16 protein-coding genes are annotated in these 14,352 nt (G+C 58.6%); 7 read left to right on the forward strand and 9 right to left on the reverse strand.

Annotation, left to right across the window (positions count from 1 at the left end; all coding sequences use genetic code 11):
• Positions 1-218: 218 nt before the first annotated feature.
• Complete coding sequence (locus HPO_RS06030) at positions 219-851, reverse strand: hypothetical protein (protein WP_157532700.1); 633 nt, start codon at positions 849-851, stop codon at positions 219-221.
• 224 nt (positions 852-1,075) lie between these two features.
• Here HPO_RS06030 and HPO_RS20465 point away from each other — a divergent pair, with 224 nt between their 5' ends.
• Positions 1,076-1,285: a hypothetical protein gene (locus tag HPO_RS20465; protein WP_157532702.1), complete on the forward strand. Its 210-nt coding sequence runs from the start codon at positions 1,076-1,078 to the stop codon at positions 1,283-1,285.
• A 25-nt stretch (positions 1,286-1,310) separates the two neighbouring features.
• Positions 1,311-1,502 carry a hypothetical protein gene (locus HPO_RS06035; RefSeq protein ID WP_035595740.1) on the forward strand — a complete coding sequence of 64 codons (192 nt, stop codon included), beginning with the start codon at positions 1,311-1,313 and terminating at the stop codon, positions 1,500-1,502.
• On the opposite strand, the gene HPO_RS06040 is transcribed toward HPO_RS06035, so the two are convergent.
• From HPO_RS06040 to HPO_RS06055, 3 genes are all read right to left on the reverse strand, one after another.
• A complete protein-coding gene (locus HPO_RS06040) occupies positions 1,496-1,789 on the reverse strand; it encodes a hypothetical protein (protein ID WP_157532704.1) in 294 nt (97 codons plus the stop codon). The genes HPO_RS06035 and HPO_RS06040 overlap by 7 nt on opposite strands.
• Positions 1,790-2,145: 356 nt before the next feature.
• Positions 2,146-2,691, reverse strand: a complete 546-nt coding sequence (locus HPO_RS06050) for an MgtC/SapB family protein (RefSeq protein WP_051612352.1) — start codon at positions 2,689-2,691, stop codon at positions 2,146-2,148.
• 68 nt (positions 2,692-2,759) lie between these two features.
• A complete protein-coding gene (locus tag HPO_RS06055; protein WP_051612353.1) occupies positions 2,760-3,788 on the reverse strand; it encodes a mechanosensitive ion channel family protein in 1,029 nt (342 codons plus the stop codon).
• A 174-nt stretch (positions 3,789-3,962) separates the two neighbouring features.
• Here HPO_RS06055 and HPO_RS06060 point away from each other — a divergent pair, with 174 nt between their 5' ends.
• Positions 3,963-4,283 (forward strand): hypothetical protein, encoded by a 321-nt coding sequence (locus HPO_RS06060; RefSeq protein WP_035595743.1) that lies wholly within the window; start codon positions 3,963-3,965, stop codon positions 4,281-4,283.
• Positions 4,276-4,611: a hypothetical protein gene (locus HPO_RS20470; protein WP_157532706.1), complete on the forward strand. Its 336-nt coding sequence runs from the start codon at positions 4,276-4,278 to the stop codon at positions 4,609-4,611. The genes HPO_RS06060 and HPO_RS20470 overlap by 8 nt, the downstream gene beginning before the upstream one ends.
• A 71-nt stretch (positions 4,612-4,682) precedes the next feature.
• On the opposite strand, the gene HPO_RS06070 is transcribed toward HPO_RS20470, so the two are convergent.
• Together HPO_RS06070 and HPO_RS06075 are read right to left on the reverse strand one after the other, a co-directional pair.
• On the reverse strand, positions 4,683-5,345 hold the full coding sequence (locus HPO_RS06070) for an SOS response-associated peptidase family protein (protein WP_035595746.1): 663 nt from the start codon (positions 5,343-5,345) through the stop codon (positions 4,683-4,685).
• 235 nt (positions 5,346-5,580) lie between these two features.
• The gene (locus HPO_RS06075) at positions 5,581-6,108 is read right to left on the reverse strand and encodes a DUF4142 domain-containing protein (protein WP_084324195.1); all 528 of its coding nucleotides are present in this window, start codon (positions 6,106-6,108) and stop codon (positions 5,581-5,583) included.
• Between the two features lie 477 nt (positions 6,109-6,585).
• Here HPO_RS06075 and HPO_RS20210 point away from each other — a divergent pair, with 477 nt between their 5' ends.
• Complete coding sequence (locus HPO_RS20210; protein WP_114105439.1) at positions 6,586-7,317, forward strand: BON domain-containing protein; 732 nt, start codon at positions 6,586-6,588, stop codon at positions 7,315-7,317.
• Between the two features lie 580 nt (positions 7,318-7,897).
• On the opposite strand, the gene HPO_RS06090 is transcribed toward HPO_RS20210, so the two are convergent.
• The gene (locus HPO_RS06090) at positions 7,898-9,961 is read right to left on the reverse strand and encodes a catalase (protein ID WP_035595754.1); all 2,064 of its coding nucleotides are present in this window, start codon (positions 9,959-9,961) and stop codon (positions 7,898-7,900) included.
• Between the two features lie 622 nt (positions 9,962-10,583).
• Here HPO_RS06090 and HPO_RS06095 point away from each other — a divergent pair.
• Both HPO_RS06095 and HPO_RS06100 read left to right on the forward strand, forming a co-directional pair.
• On the forward strand, positions 10,584-11,603 hold the full coding sequence (locus HPO_RS06095) for a glycosyltransferase family 2 protein (RefSeq protein WP_051612355.1): 1,020 nt from the start codon (positions 10,584-10,586) through the stop codon (positions 11,601-11,603).
• A complete protein-coding gene (locus tag HPO_RS06100) occupies positions 11,600-12,523 on the forward strand; it encodes a hypothetical protein (protein WP_051612356.1) in 924 nt (307 codons plus the stop codon). The genes HPO_RS06095 and HPO_RS06100 overlap by 4 nt, the downstream gene beginning before the upstream one ends.
• Here HPO_RS06100 and HPO_RS06105 read toward each other — a convergent pair.
• Entirely contained in the window at positions 12,430-13,356 is a 927-nt protein-coding gene (locus HPO_RS06105; protein WP_051612357.1) for a FecR family protein, read from the reverse strand. The two genes, HPO_RS06100 and HPO_RS06105, sit on opposite strands and share 94 nt — an antisense overlap.
• Positions 13,357-13,380: 24 nt before the next feature.
• On the reverse strand, positions 13,381-13,923 hold the full coding sequence (locus HPO_RS06110; RefSeq protein ID WP_162174016.1) for an RNA polymerase sigma factor: 543 nt from the start codon (positions 13,921-13,923) through the stop codon (positions 13,381-13,383).
• Positions 13,924-14,352: the final 429 nt, after the last annotated feature.

Below are 14,352 nucleotides of genomic sequence, written 5' to 3' on the forward strand. Positions count from 1 at the left end.
CCCTCAATACAGGCGGTTACCCATCGCTTCTCTTAAATGCCTGACTTCCAATCCAGTTCCGATCAGGCTCACGCTGCGCGCAAATAACCATCCGATACCGGATGGTATTTCTGACATCGAAAAGGGAAAGCCGATAATATTTAAGCCCCGCCCCGGACCGCCGGAGCCTCTGGCTAAAGGGGCAACGCAGGCGAGGCCTCCAACTCGGACAGCACCTCTCAAGGCGGCCATCTCCGGTCGTCCACAAGCCCTATCGAGGAACGGCGTTTGATCTGCGCCCTTAGCCAGGTCCCATAATCGATATTGGGAAGTAGTGGGCTGCCTTGCGCGAGAAGATAGTCCGCCACCGGCGAAAGCTTTCTACACTCCAGAGCGACCGTCATGGTTTCTTTTCCAAGGGCTTCGATCTCCGTAATCTCGGCCTTGCAGGCGCCCTTCCGGAGAGACAGGCGTGTTTTGCGCACTCTACAGAAAAAGGCGTGCGGCATCAGCATCCGGACTAGCCGCCCAGGGGTGTCCAGCGCGCCTTCGGTAAGCGTGGCACTCGGATAAACTGCTTCAAGTACAGGCTGAACATTCAGGTTGAGCGGGAATTTTTCGCTGAAGATCCGCCGCCAGATTTCGACGGCGGCGTCGGTTCGGATCCTTTGCTTTATCTCGAATTTCTTCCCCGCCCGGATTTTTGGAAGAAAGGTCAAAGCTGAAAGCCCTACCGGCAATAGATAGTCATCCGTTCTATCTTCCATTTGCTGAGACTGGAAATCCCGCCGGATAGTTGCCGCCAGAGTATCCTCCGGGCCCGGCCAGGCACGATACTCATAGGTCTTGTCCCATTTCAGTATCCGCGCCATCCTCATGGCCCTTCCTGCGAAAATGAACGCCCTCAGAAGAGTTACCTGGTCGCCCCGATAAACGATGAAACAAGAGCCTTGTTCCCCAAGGCCTACAAATTCTTTCCAACGCGGGCGCTTCAGCCTACGGGTTTGGGCTAAAGGGCTGCATCCACCTACTACAGATATTTAACGCAACAAAACGGCGGCGCATCCGTTCCGGCCACACAGCTCAGGAGCATGATATGTCCTATACACCGCCCCCAGAGGATCCCCACCGGCCATCTTCTTCCACCTCGCCGCCTGATCGCCAGGAAGGTTCAGCCGAGACAACCGAGCGGAAACCCGTCCGCCCACCACCGATGCTTACACTTCTGGTGTTTCTGGTCGGCTTTGGTTTGATCATCGCCTTCGTCCTTTTCCGGTATATTCTGCCGGGCCATGCAGACTACTGACCACCTCACTCTGGAGGATAAGACCATGCTCTTGCGTCTACACTCTGCTTTATCTGGATTCAGACAAACAAATCGTACAGAGAACAAAACAGCAGGGCCGCAGCCTGTTCGGGATGCTGGCCCCGAAGCCATGAAAGATCCGCCTGCCGAATGGGATGAAATTGACGAAGCAATGGACGAATCCTTTCCGGCGAGCGATCCACCGGGCGGCTATTGAGACGGCTTCTTCTTGGCGATCAGCCACCGGTAAATGCCAGCGACATTAATAAGTGTCAGCACTGCATTCTGCAGGATCAACGGCGTTTCGCCATCCTGAAATGCATACGTGATCCAAGTTATAGAAGAGATCGTGAAGATCACGAATCCATAACCCGTTAGCCTGCGCCCAACATTGGCAGACACCATGATCGCGGCGACCGTTCCTGTCAGCATGGCCGCATATCCGAGAAACTCCTTCATCGGAATACCGGCTGGAAATATTGCAGGATCATGATTGCTCTTCAAACTTTATATTAATGTCCCCTCACAATGCGTCAGCTTTTCGCCGGTTCCACGCTGGCCCCATCATTTAAGCTGACGTTTGAACTGAGCGTCTGCCCCTAACGCCAGGATGCCCAATGTGCCTGTACTTTCTGAAGGTTATTTGTCCGATATCTTTCCGACTGGGCTCTCCGGGCCGCCGCCGAGAACCGCATCTTCCGGCCGGCCACTGTAATGACTGACTTCTTCTCCGGGAGGCCCGACTGGCTCAGCGCCAGGGATCATCTGCCGCCAGCGCCGCCGCGCCGAAGCCAGTGACTGGAGCGCAAAACTGAGAGAAGTGCGCGGCATGGCCAGCCGATCGAGGGGAGTCTTTTTCATCACGTATCCTCCTGTCTTCCTTCAACGCCTGGAGGGACGGATGGTTTCTGGTCTCTGTGGTCATGTTTGTGCCTGTCTGCCAAATCAAGCATGCGTTCAACGCGGCGCATCGGCCTGAGAATGAGCAGTACCAGGAAGGTAGCCGCCAATGCGAGGGTGAGCATGCCAGCGCCGCAGGCCAGACCGATAGCGCCCGCAAGCCACATACCGGCCCCGGTGGTCAGCCCGATCACCTTCCCGCGTGCCTGGATGATCATTCCCGCCGCAAGGAAAGCGACGCCGGAGGTGATGGCCTCCACAACCCGCAGCGGATCAATCTGGACGCCTTCCAGCGTCCCGAACAGTGCGGTGATCTCTATCGCCGTGAGCGTGAAGGTGGCAGCGGCGAGGGAAACCAACATATGGGTCCGGAGACCGGCCGGCCTCCCGCGTATTTCGCGGTCGATCCCTATGAGAAATCCGAGGAGACAGGCACATCCCAGCCGGAGGAGAATGCTCCAGCCCGGGGTCCGGGTTGCAAACAGCTCTGCCAACTCATCAGCCATCGTATACTCCGGCGTATTTGCGTCTTCCCCGGAGAAGGCACCGATGCTGAGCGTGCGCGGCGAGCAGGTCAGGTAGCTGAGCGCGGGGCGGCATCGTCAGTGTCCGGGGGATCGGTCCTCTCGTGGGTTTCGTCGTGATCGCTGCGATTGGCACCCTCATCCCCTTCCCTGTAGAAGCGCCCTTCCAGCCGCTGAACCGGCAACGCATAAGGAGCCTGGGCCCGCAACCATACAATCATCTTTTCCCGCAGGTCACAGCGCAGATCCCAGGCGTCGGGCGACGAGCGGGCGCTCGTCAGAGCCCTCAGCTCAATCCGGTCCTGCCGGGCTTCGGTGACCTGCAGCACACAAACTCTGCCGTCCCACAGCGGATGGTCCTCGCAGCACTGCTTCAGGTGCGCCCGCATCTCTTCCAGAGGGGCTCTGTAATCGAGAGACCAGAAGATCGACCCGATGATGGACGCGTTTTGCTTGGTCCAGTTCTGAAAGGGATTCTGGTTGAAATAGGTCAGAGGGGTGACGAGGCGGCGTTCATCCCATAGCCTGATAATGACGTGGAACAGCCCGATTTCCTCAATCCAGCCCCACTCGCCCTCAACGACCACGGCGTCATCGATGCGGATGGGTTGGGTGATGGCAATCTGCAACCCGGCAATAAGATTTGCGAGGACCGGCTGAGCCGCAATCCCGACCACAATCCCCGCTACTCCGGCGGAAGCAAACAGGGACAAGCCGACTTCCCGGGCTACCGGAATCGACATCAGCGCCACAGAAAGGGTAATAACGCCCAGGAGTACACCGGCAACCCGCCTGAGGACGAGCATTCGTGTACGGAATTTTCTGGCTGATAAATTATCCGCCACACTGATATCGGCGCGGTCAATTGCAGCTGCAAGCCGCCAGTCGGTCAGAAGCGCAACGGCCCATCCAACGGCGCACACCATCAATACACGACCCGCGTATTCCGCCCATCCATGAAGCCCGCGGGAATCTGCCTCCGGCACCAAGGTCGACAAACCGATCAGACCGGCTCCGGACAATGCCAACAAGACCGGCCAGGACATTGGCCAGAGCCGCCGCTTTTTTCCAGAGATCATGCGCGCATCTTCCTCCTGTCCGGCGAGACAAGGCCTTTTGCACAAAGGCCATCATCGACGCGTATGAGACCAGAGAGTTCCATACTGCGAGCGCGAAACATCCTTGTTGCGCATGTGTAATGCAACCTTGGCGAACCGCAGGCGTAAGTCACCGTGTTGAACAGGAGCAACTGCATGCCAGACAAGCAGCCCCCTCCCAGCCCGACATCGGCAGCAACACGCTTGAAGCATGCCATCGACTCCGGAAACACTGGAGAAAAGGCCAACTATCCCGATCTGGCCGCAGCGCCTCTCGGGACAGATGATGAAGCGGCCGGAACCACACCTGCACTGACCAACAAGGAAATGGACATGGTCGGCGCCAGCCCTGCTTACAACCAGCGGAACTGGATCCGGGAAAACTTGGGGGAAAGGTCGGCAAAGGTCGTCGTCCTGGCGTTTCTGCTGGTACTCGCGATTGTGACGGGTCTTATCGTGCGCGGCCACAATGCCTGACCACGGCGCGCTGCGACACCTGGTTTTCCTCGACCCTGATCCCGATTTATCAGCTTTCGCAGAGCAGTGCATCGCTCTCGGCGGCGGGCTTTACATCTATTATACCGGCCTCTCCCGATCGCGCCTTTATCATAGACTTAAAGCGGCGCATCATCCTGAAAGACTTCTCGTGGCGCCTCTTGCGGACGATCCAAAATTCAAGGGCATGGCCGCTGGCGCGCTCAAGACTTTGCGTCTGCAAACAAAAACACATCCGACCAATACCTTGCAGGCAAAGCAATCCGTCCATACTGGGAACTCGTCATTGGTAGCGGACGGTTCCCATTAATCCTCAACTACGACAAGAGCGCCGAAGTCAGGTTAGAGCGCGAGGCCTAGATTTTCGGCAGTTTCGAACACCTAAACCAAATCACCTGCCTTAACGGTATTTCTTTCCCTGTCCGGATTATTCAACAGGCTTTCTTCGCCCCCCGCCATCCAGTCGGCTATATCGGCAGGATCGGTAAGAACAGAGGGTAAGGCATCTGAGCGAAGTCGGCCTCCCTCCACTGGCTGGACAGCGAGAATAACGAACAGCTTCAGCCGACTGTATACCCGGCGCCGTTCTGTCTCGCCCGGAAGGGATACAAGCCGCGTGTCACCCTCCCAGGAACGCCAGAAACCCGCCAAAAATCCCAGACCACCCTCCGGGAAAAACCACCTCTGGCGCCTGCCCTGCGTGATAGCAAATGCAGAAACCGGAACCAGGCAGCGATGACGCGCCTCAAGCAGATAGGACCGGTTCAACTCCTGCCACCACCGATCCTCGAGATCATGCACCTGGGAGATCGGAGGATTCCAGCCGTTCCGGTTGGTCAGGCTGCGCGGCGGAAAGCCCCAGCGCATAAACTCCATCCCGGTCCCCTCTGCTCCCTTGCGGATAACGAGCGCATCTTCATCAATCCCCACAGGGGTTTCCGACGGCACACCCGCGCCGCGCGGGAGTTTCACTGCCTCCGCAAGAGATTTGTTGATGGCGCTGACGGCAAGTACCGGCGAGCCGGATAAAAAGCTGACTAACATTCCTGCATGAGGCGCTCATCTGCCTGTCAGGTCAACCCCAAAGCGAACACTAGATAAACGTAAATACTTCAGATGTTGCATAGCGGGACACCAGAACGTTCTTCCCATCCAAACTCATCCGTACACAACTCGGGTCCGCAAGAACCACGCTGCGCATGCCTGCTGGCGGACTCGGACAATCGCCCGGCGGAAGCAAGAAGAACGGGGATCTGGCGCCAAATGCCTGCCAGGAGGATCAGGCCAGCTGCGCCATCTGATCAAGCCGCCGCTCCAGGAACGGCAAGGTAATACGGGCAAAAGCCCTCAACGCCTCGTTCTCGCCATACACCGCATAATAACAAAAGATGCTTACCGCCTCTTCATGCGACGCTCTCTGCTGATTAATAAACAAGGCACCGAAGTCATCTTTATCGCTTGTTCCTCTCAACCGCCCAAAAAGATGTTCGCGCCGTGGATCAAGCTGGTAGGGTACGAAATGATCAACGTCCCCCAGCGATGCAATTTTGAGGGTAGACCGCAGGCGCTGGGCCTGCTGGCGGCGTTCCTGCAGAAGCGACCGGGCGAGTGTCCGAACCTTCTCTCCGCCCTGCGCAAGCGCCAGTTCGGCGACCCTCATCTCGAAAAGATCCGCCATGGAAGCAGCCGCGACAAAAGCCCTCGAAATTTTCTCCGGCGGCTCACCTTCAATCCAGGTCGCATTGCGTGACCGCAGCTCAGCATTGAGCCGCATTACGTATTCATGAGGGAGACGGAATTTTGTCATCGCCGGACTCTTTTCTGTTACCGGTCGCGATCACTGACCTGATATCAAAAAAAATATTAGCATAAACTACATTCACTGTTTCTTACGATCCAGTAATATTCTGTTCAAACAACGGCTGTTCCTTCGAATAAAGGATCTCGGTCATGCCAATCCCAGCTCCATCTGATCGGGTTACACTGCCAGGACGAGCGATTCCGATGAAGTCTCAAAAGGGCAAACAGACTGCAGGCCATCTGACTGCCTGTTCCAGCGACCATGTCTCCGACGCATTTTGGGCTTTCTGCGGCGTTTTCCTAAACCGCCTCGCCTGAGATTTTATCCGTATAGAGATTATTAGTTGACAAGGCGCAGGGAAAGATAGCGTCCCTAATATTATTTAATGCAACCAGGCAGCGGTCGTCTGGTTGCTTGGGACCACCTTCCAAGAAGGTGGTGGCGGCACAGACCGTCACCCAAGAAGTCAAGGAGGACCTTCTCATGTCAAAACATAGCAGACACGCCCCTTATCAGGAACGGCGCCGGGACCATGGCTCATATGAGTCGAGGCAGGCACATGAGTCCCGTAACCCCGACACCAATGAAAGATACGAAGACAGTGATCTGTGGGAAGAAAATGAAGCCAGCGGCCGCTTCGAGGACGCCCAGTCTAACTACTTTGACCGCTCCGGAAGAGACCGCCCCCGGTCCTACCGCGAGAACGGTCGCAACCGGGACCGCGCAGACCGGCCCGACATGACCTATGACGATACCTACCAGGGGCGGCCCGCACCGGGCAGGTTTGACCAGGAAAGCCGCGGAAGTGACTGGGATGGCCGCGGCAGCGATGGCGTTGTCCTGCCTACAGGTCCTTCGGCCTATCTGCACGAACGCAGCAACGGGGACCAGCGCCATAGAGGAAAGGGCCCCAAAGACTATCAGCGATCGGATGACCGAATTCGCGAAGACGTCTGCGACCGGCTTGCGGACGATGGGGCCCTCGATGCGTCGGACATCACAGTCCGTGTCGAAAAAGGTGAAGTGACCTTGGCTGGACATGTTGATTCCAGAAGATCCAAACGGGCCGCAGAAGATTGCGTCGAAAGCGTCTCGGGCGTGCGTCATTGCCAGAATAATCTTCGTGTTGCTCGGAATGAAAATTTCCAGAGCAGCGAACGACAGAGCGCCGAAAATAAAAATGACGGCTCGTCCCGGAAGCAGAAGCAGAACTAGTACCTGATAGAGCTGCAAATTGAACGCCGCCCGGGAAGCCGGGCAGCGTTTCTCTGCATGGTGCTCGGGCGGACAGGTTGATGGGGGCCCTTAGCGCTGAGGCGGGTTCTTCCGGTACCGTCCGACTGATCGCCGGCCTTTCAGATAACTCAAGGCGATCAGGCCGGTCAGGCCGGCTGCCACAACCAGAAACACTCCGATACCTGCCAGAACGAAAATCTGGCTCCCCGCCAGATTCGCCCCCTCCAGAGAGACTTGCACATTGTTGATATCTGCGCGCACTTCCTTCCTCCAAACCCCGCTTTCCACACCCTTCCCGCCAACGCATAAGCCGCTTCAAAGTGCCATGCGGAGACCGGTTTCCTACCCCCCCCATTCCTGTTAGCCGGGCCCATGGCGATGATACTGTCCGTGCCCGGATGTCCAAATCCTATCTGGCGAAAAGAATCTGCGGGCAGCTCAGGGGTCAGAAGCTGCCCGCAGACATAGGCTGTTCTTCAGGTCAGGACGGCTCTGCAGCTTCGACGGCCTGAAGAGTGCCCATGCACGTAATCGAGATGTCTTGCCGACGTGCCGGCGATCAGGGGCGCTCCCAGTATCGAAGTTTGGGAAGCTGAGAGACAAATTGATCAATGTCGTCCGTCCCATTGAGTTGAACGCAACCTGAATCCAAGTCCGCGGGCAAACCTGCCGCCTGCCACAGAACCGAGGCGTCTGGCGAAAACGCGATAAATTTCTTGTGCGAATGGGCGTCCGCAAGGAAATCTCTCATGGCCGGATTGCCGGCAAGTTCTTCCGCTCCTTCCTTGGATGCCAGGATGGCGACCGCATCGAACAGTACGGAGGGCGCGCCTTCCAGAGCCTCATCTGCAGGGCGCAGGGTGCCATCTGAGTCCGTCACCCCGCCCACCCGCGGGCAGATCAATACCGGGACGCCGCCTGCATCCATGACCGCGTCCAGAATGCCTGAAACCATCCCGGCATCAGCGCCCTCAGTAAGCACCAGGCCCAGCTTGCGGCCGGAAAAACTCTCCGGCCCGTTCGAAAGGATGCTCAAGGCCGGTGAAGCCGGCAGGTCAGTAATCGGTTCCCGCGCGCAGGGCGCCGGCTCGGGCAGACCGAGATTCAGCCCATCGGCCACCTGCCGGGCAAGATCCTGATCAATGTTCAGGAGATGAGACACCATCCTGCTACGGATTTCCTCCCGCTCGCACTTCCCCAACTCGAACACCAGCGCCGAAGCTATATGAGCCTGTTCAATCGGTGTCTGGCTGCGGTAGAATTGGGCAGCCTGACTGTAATGATCGGCAAAAGTCTCGGAGCGTTCCCGCCCGCGCTCTCCGGACGCTGCCGCCGGCCAGGAACGGAACCCACGCGCCGGATCCTCTCGCGGCCCGCCCTTCTCCGCCCCCCAGCTATTGGGCTCATAATTGACCCGCCCTTTGGGGTTGCGCATGGCCATATGTCCATCCTGATGGAAATGGCTGACGGGGCAATGCGGCTGATTGATTGGGATATGGGTGAAGTTGGGACTACCGAGGCGTTTAAGCTGGGTATCGAGATAGGAAAAGTTTCGCCCCTGCAACAAGGGGTCATCGGTAAAGTCGATACCGGGCACAATGTTTGCGGTATGAAAGGCGACCTGTTCGGTCTCGGCGAAAAAATTGTCGACGACGCGGTCGAGCACAAGCCTACCGACAATCCGCACCGGGACCAGCTCCTCGGGAATAATCTTGGTCGCATCAAGAATGTCGAACTCGAATTCATCCGCGAAGGCTTCATCAAACAACTGTACGCCCAGATGCCATTCCGGAAAATCTCCAGCGCCGATAGCATCCCACAGATCGCGGCGGTGATAATCGGGATCCGCTCCGTTTATCTTGACGGCTTCATTCCAGAGGACGGATTGAAGCCCGCCCGCGGGCTTCCAGTGAAACTTGACAAAGGTCGACTGGCCCGCCCGGTTAACGAACCTGAATGTGTGAACGCCAAACCCCTCCATGAACCTGTAGGAGCGCGGAATGGTTCTGTCGGACATGATCCACATAACCATGTGCATGCTTTCCGGTGTCAGGGAAATGAAGTCCCAGAAATTGTCGTGCGCTGTCTGCGCCTGAGGGAACCCGCGGTCCGGCTCAGCTTTCGCCGCATGGATCAGATCAGGAAATTTGATGGCGTCCTGGATGAAGAACACAGGAATATTGTTACCCACAAGATCCCAGTTGCCTTCCTTGGTATAAAATTTCACGGCAAATCCGCGGACATCCCGCGCGAGATCCATTGAGCCCTTATTCCCGGCCACCGTCGAGAACCGGACAAAGACCGGGGTCTTCTCACCCGCCTTGCGGAATATTTCTGCAGAGGTCACATCCGTCAGCGGATCAAGCGTCTCGAAGAATCCATGGGCCCCGTAACCCCTCGCGTGCACCACACGCTCGGGGATACGCTCGTGATCGAAATGAAACAATTTCTCACGGAACACGAAGTCATCCATGAGCATGGGCCCGCGGGCGCCGGCCTTGAGATGATTCTGATTGTCCGAGACCGGAACCCCCTGCCGGGTCGTCAATTTTTCCCCGCTTTCGTCTGCTGTCTGATGAAGAACACCAGCAGCATCGAGGCCGGATTGATCTTTGTCTTTCATAACGAAACCTTTTTTGCTGTTTGTTTTGGCAGGCGTCTTATACCGCCACGAACGGCGTCAAACGGAATTGTAAAGACAGCCTTTCTTTGATCTGTATACGTTCTTTACTCGAAGACTTTTGCGTTGCCCTCAACGCATGCGCCATCCCTGCGGCGCGTCCTCCAGGCTGCTTCTCGGTTGAAAGAAACGCTCACCAAGATCACAGGCCTTGACGCGTTTAATAGAAACGAATTCATGAAAGGGCCTCGCGAAATGAGCGGCATAATGCCTGTCTGTCCTCCCGCTGCCCCAACGCAGCTTCGCGGGCAGAGTTCCCGGTGGATTTCCCTTTTTTACGATTGTCTCAGCGTCGCCTTCCGCCCCGCTTAACTTAGTTTAATGCAACCTTGGAGAATGTCAGACGTCGTTCGGCACACTTCACAGGAGCGCGCGCATGGTAGACAGGCCAGCCCTTAAAAGACCGCTATCCTCGGCGGCTGGTCTCAGCCCCGAAATCGATTCGGGGGAGATCCCTTTCCCCGATCCGGACCCGGGACGGGCTGATGGATCTCCTTATACAGATTATTGGCCGCTGCCGCGGGTTGCCGTCCTTCATTTTTTCCTAATTTGGTAACGAGCTTCCATGCACGCTCCAGGCGTTGTCATCTCCATCCCTGTCCGAAACGAAGCAGAACTGCTTCCCCGCCTGATCGACGCGCTGGCCGGTCAGGACATCTGCCCGTCCGTATTTGCAGTCCTGTTTCTTTTCGATAGCTGTCATGACGAAAGCGTCTCCGTGGCCAGCGCTGCTCAGGAAACATGCGGCTTCCGGATGATGCAGGCGCACCTGCCCGACGGTCCTCCAAATGCCGGAGGGGCTCGCCGCGCGGCCTGCCGGCACGCGCTCCAATCAGTTCCTGAAGCGCAGTTTCTTTTGACCACCGACGCTGACACGGCCCCGTCTCCCGACTGGATACGCAGAAATCTGGCAGCGCTGGAAGAGACCGATGTCGTGGCAGGACGGATCTGCCGCGAGAATGCCGCCGACCTGCCGCTGCGTTGCCGCCAGGAAACCTATCTGGAGCGCCTGCACGGCCTGCGCAGGTTTCTGGACCCGGTCGCACATGACCCTTATCCCTCTCACCCCTCCCTCGGCGGCGCCAGCCTGGCCTTCCGGCGGAAAACATACGAGGCCCTGGGCGGATTTCCCGCAATCTCGACAGGCGAGGATACGGCACTTGTGGCCGAGGCACGCCTCCAGGGCTGGCGGGTTCGCCATGACCGGAGCGTCCATGTTCTCACTTCCGCCCGGACGCTCGGCCGGGCCCAAGCCGGCCTTTCCTGTGAACTGGCAGCCTTTCCTGCCACCGCCGAAGCAATCCTGGTCCCCGATCCGGACGCGGCCGTCATTCACTACCAGTGGCACAACTGGCTCAGGCGTCAGGTTATGGGTGTGGGCCCGCTCACGCTGCCAGCAGAATTTAATCTCGCCATCAGCCCTGCCCGGCTTTCAGAACTCAGAAAGGCCGCCCCGAACTCTGATGCCTTTGTCGAAGCCGTCATCTTTGAAACTTACAAACTGCCCGAGCTTTCCCTTGATCGGGCCGAACAGCGGCTCGCCCAACTGGAAGCCGCGCTCTTGCCGAAAGCGGAAGCCGCATGAGCCCGCTCACCGTCCAGTTCTCCGCATCCTCCGTCCCCGCGGGCCTCCCGGAACACGGGATATCCTGTACCGATCCTCAGACGCCGAAGGAGATGAAATGCCTGCTGAGCCAGCTTCACGCGGCAGGCCGCCAGGATCTTCCCTATGCGCGGCTTCTTGAAGGACACGTCGATGCTATCCAGATCATCCGGCGATATTCCGGAATGCCGGGTCTGGCTGACACCCTTGCAAAAGCCAGCTGGTGTGGCGTGTGGAATGCTGATCTTCCCGGCGCCCCGCTGCGGATCGAGAGCGGCGTCGTGCGCGGTGGAAAATCCTTTGCCAGTGGCGCAGGCAGTCTGACGCACGCGCTGGTGACGACGGCCGCGAATGATCCGGCCCGCGTCCAGCTCTGGCTCGTGGATCTCCAGAAAACGCCGCCGCATATTGATCGGGACTGGTGGCAGGTCGTTGGTATGCAGGCTTCCCAGACGCACAGGGTCAGCTGGTCTGCCGTTCCGGCACATGCACTGACGAGGATTGGCGCGCCCGGCGATTACGCGCGTGAGCCCTGGTTCAGCGGAGGCGCGCTGCGATATGTGGCCATCCATGCAGGGGGCATTGCCGCCCTCTTTGATACCGTCCGCACTCACCTTGTCGTCAGGGAGCGGGAGCGAGACCCGCATCAGCTTGTCCGCCTCGCCCGGCTGTTCACCGCCGCTGAAACCGCGGCTGACCCCGGGCAGCCCCTGCGCTGCCCTCACATCAACAACGGAGCGCTATCTTTCTTCATCGGAAAAACATCGCAGGCTCGCATCCTGACGAACCGTCTGCTTACGGATTACCCTTACCCGCCTGCAGGAACGATCCGGATTTCTGCGTCTGCGCGCTCAGCCCTGACCGGGAGGAACACTTCCATCGCCGCAGCGAAGCCTTCCTGATCTCCGGCCCGGAAAGACCCGCTGAGGCGTTCGCCTGCCAGGCGTTCATCAATCCGCAACTTGATTTCGGAGTAGCGGTTCATTTCGGCAGCCGCCTCTTCGAGTGTTACATCGGTGAACGAGATCATGCCGCCCTGCCAGGCGGTCACCTGCCTGGCGTCTACCCGGGCCACGGTCACAGCACCGCCCTGCATCGAGAGCTGCTCGCCGGGTGACAACAATACGGGCCCGGCTCCGCCAGCGGCGACCTGCACCAGCCCCTCCACCAGGGTCACCCGCACACCCTCTCCTGGCAGGTAGACTTCAAACGATGTCCCGAGCGCTTTCGTCTCCGACCCGCCAGCTGACACGACGAAAGGCCTTGGGCCCCGCGCCACGTCAAACAAAGCCTGCCCTTCAGACACGGTCACCTGCCGCACGCTTTCAGAATACAGTACTTCAATCCGGCTGGCCGTATTGAGTCGCACCTTGCTGCCATCTGCGAGCGCCACCGTCCGCTGCTCGCCCACGACCGTGGCATGGACATCCGGCGCTATAGCTGCCGGAACGCCCGGCACATCGCCAGACCGCGGAAAGATTAGAACCGCGCCCAGCAATACTGCCGCGGCGATCCCCGCCGCACCCCACCAACGGGAAGGTCGCCGCGTTTCAAAGCGTGAGCGGTCCAGCGTCTCCATGGCGCGCTCGACCTCTCGAAACGCGTCGGCGTTTTGCGGTTGGCGCTCCCAGACCAGGAAACGCCGCCAGAGCTCAGGACCGGCGGACTCGTCGGAGAGCTCGGCATACCAACGTGCTGCCTGCTGGAGCGGGCTCTGAGGCGTCTCCTTGGACATCCGGTTTCTCTTATGTCCTGCCGGTTACCGGCCGGGCGGAATGCGCCGGCCTTCTGCGCGCGCGAGTCCCTCGGCCAGTTCGGCCACGGCTTCGGCAATCGCGACAATGACTCCCGTCCGGGACATAGACAAGCGCTTTTCAATCTCGGCGTAAGTCAGTCCCTCGATGCGGTGGAGCAGCAGGGCGTCGCGCCGGTGCAGGGCCATGCCATCGATAATCTTCTGCGCGGCCTTCAGCCTGTCAGCATCCATGAGCTGTTGCTCCGGTGTGGGAGACCGGTCGCAGGCAATGAGGTGAGCCGCCTCTCCGATCTCCACCGAGGCCTGCCGCCTCCGATGGTCCGCTGACCTCAGGAAATCCAGCGCTCCGTTGCGCACCAGCGTAAACAACAAGGGCCTCAGTTCCTCGATCCCCTTGTCCGGATAAGCCCGCCGCGCATTCAGGAACGCCGCCTGCACAATGTCCTCGGCATCGGCCTGGTCACGCACCCTGATCCTGCAAAACCGCACCAACTGCCGGTACTGGCTTCGGAAGAGCAGTGTGAGGGGAGAGATCGATATGTCCAACCGAACTGCGGCCAGGCTCGCTGCTGCGGATAGCTCCGGCGGTCCGGGTACGGTCTGTTTCAGCGCTCCTGGTGACTCCATGACCTGTCCTCATTGCCTGCTCCAACGCCGGACCTGCGGACAAACAGAGGGAGAAGGCGCGCAAAGGGGCTCGCCAGAAAATCTCATGCTTCTCCAGGGTTTCCGACGCCCTGCGCATCCTGTTCCGAAGAAAGGACCGCAGCGTCAGATATCAGCCATAGCGTTGCCATTCGCGAAAACCAGTGCGCGTAGGGCTGATTTCATGCTCTGACGGGATTTCCGACGCCCCGAGCCCCTCCGGAGAGATGCTGAAGAGATTTTGACAAAAGTTGATCGCAAGCGCAACCCTGAAAGGAAAGGTATGGGCCGTCGGAAAACCGCGAAGCATGAGCAACGGGGCGCAGGTTT

Source organism: Hyphomonas polymorpha PS728, assembly GCF_000685315.1.
In the GTDB taxonomy this organism is placed as follows: Bacteria; Pseudomonadota; Alphaproteobacteria; order Caulobacterales; family Hyphomonadaceae; genus Hyphomonas; species Hyphomonas polymorpha.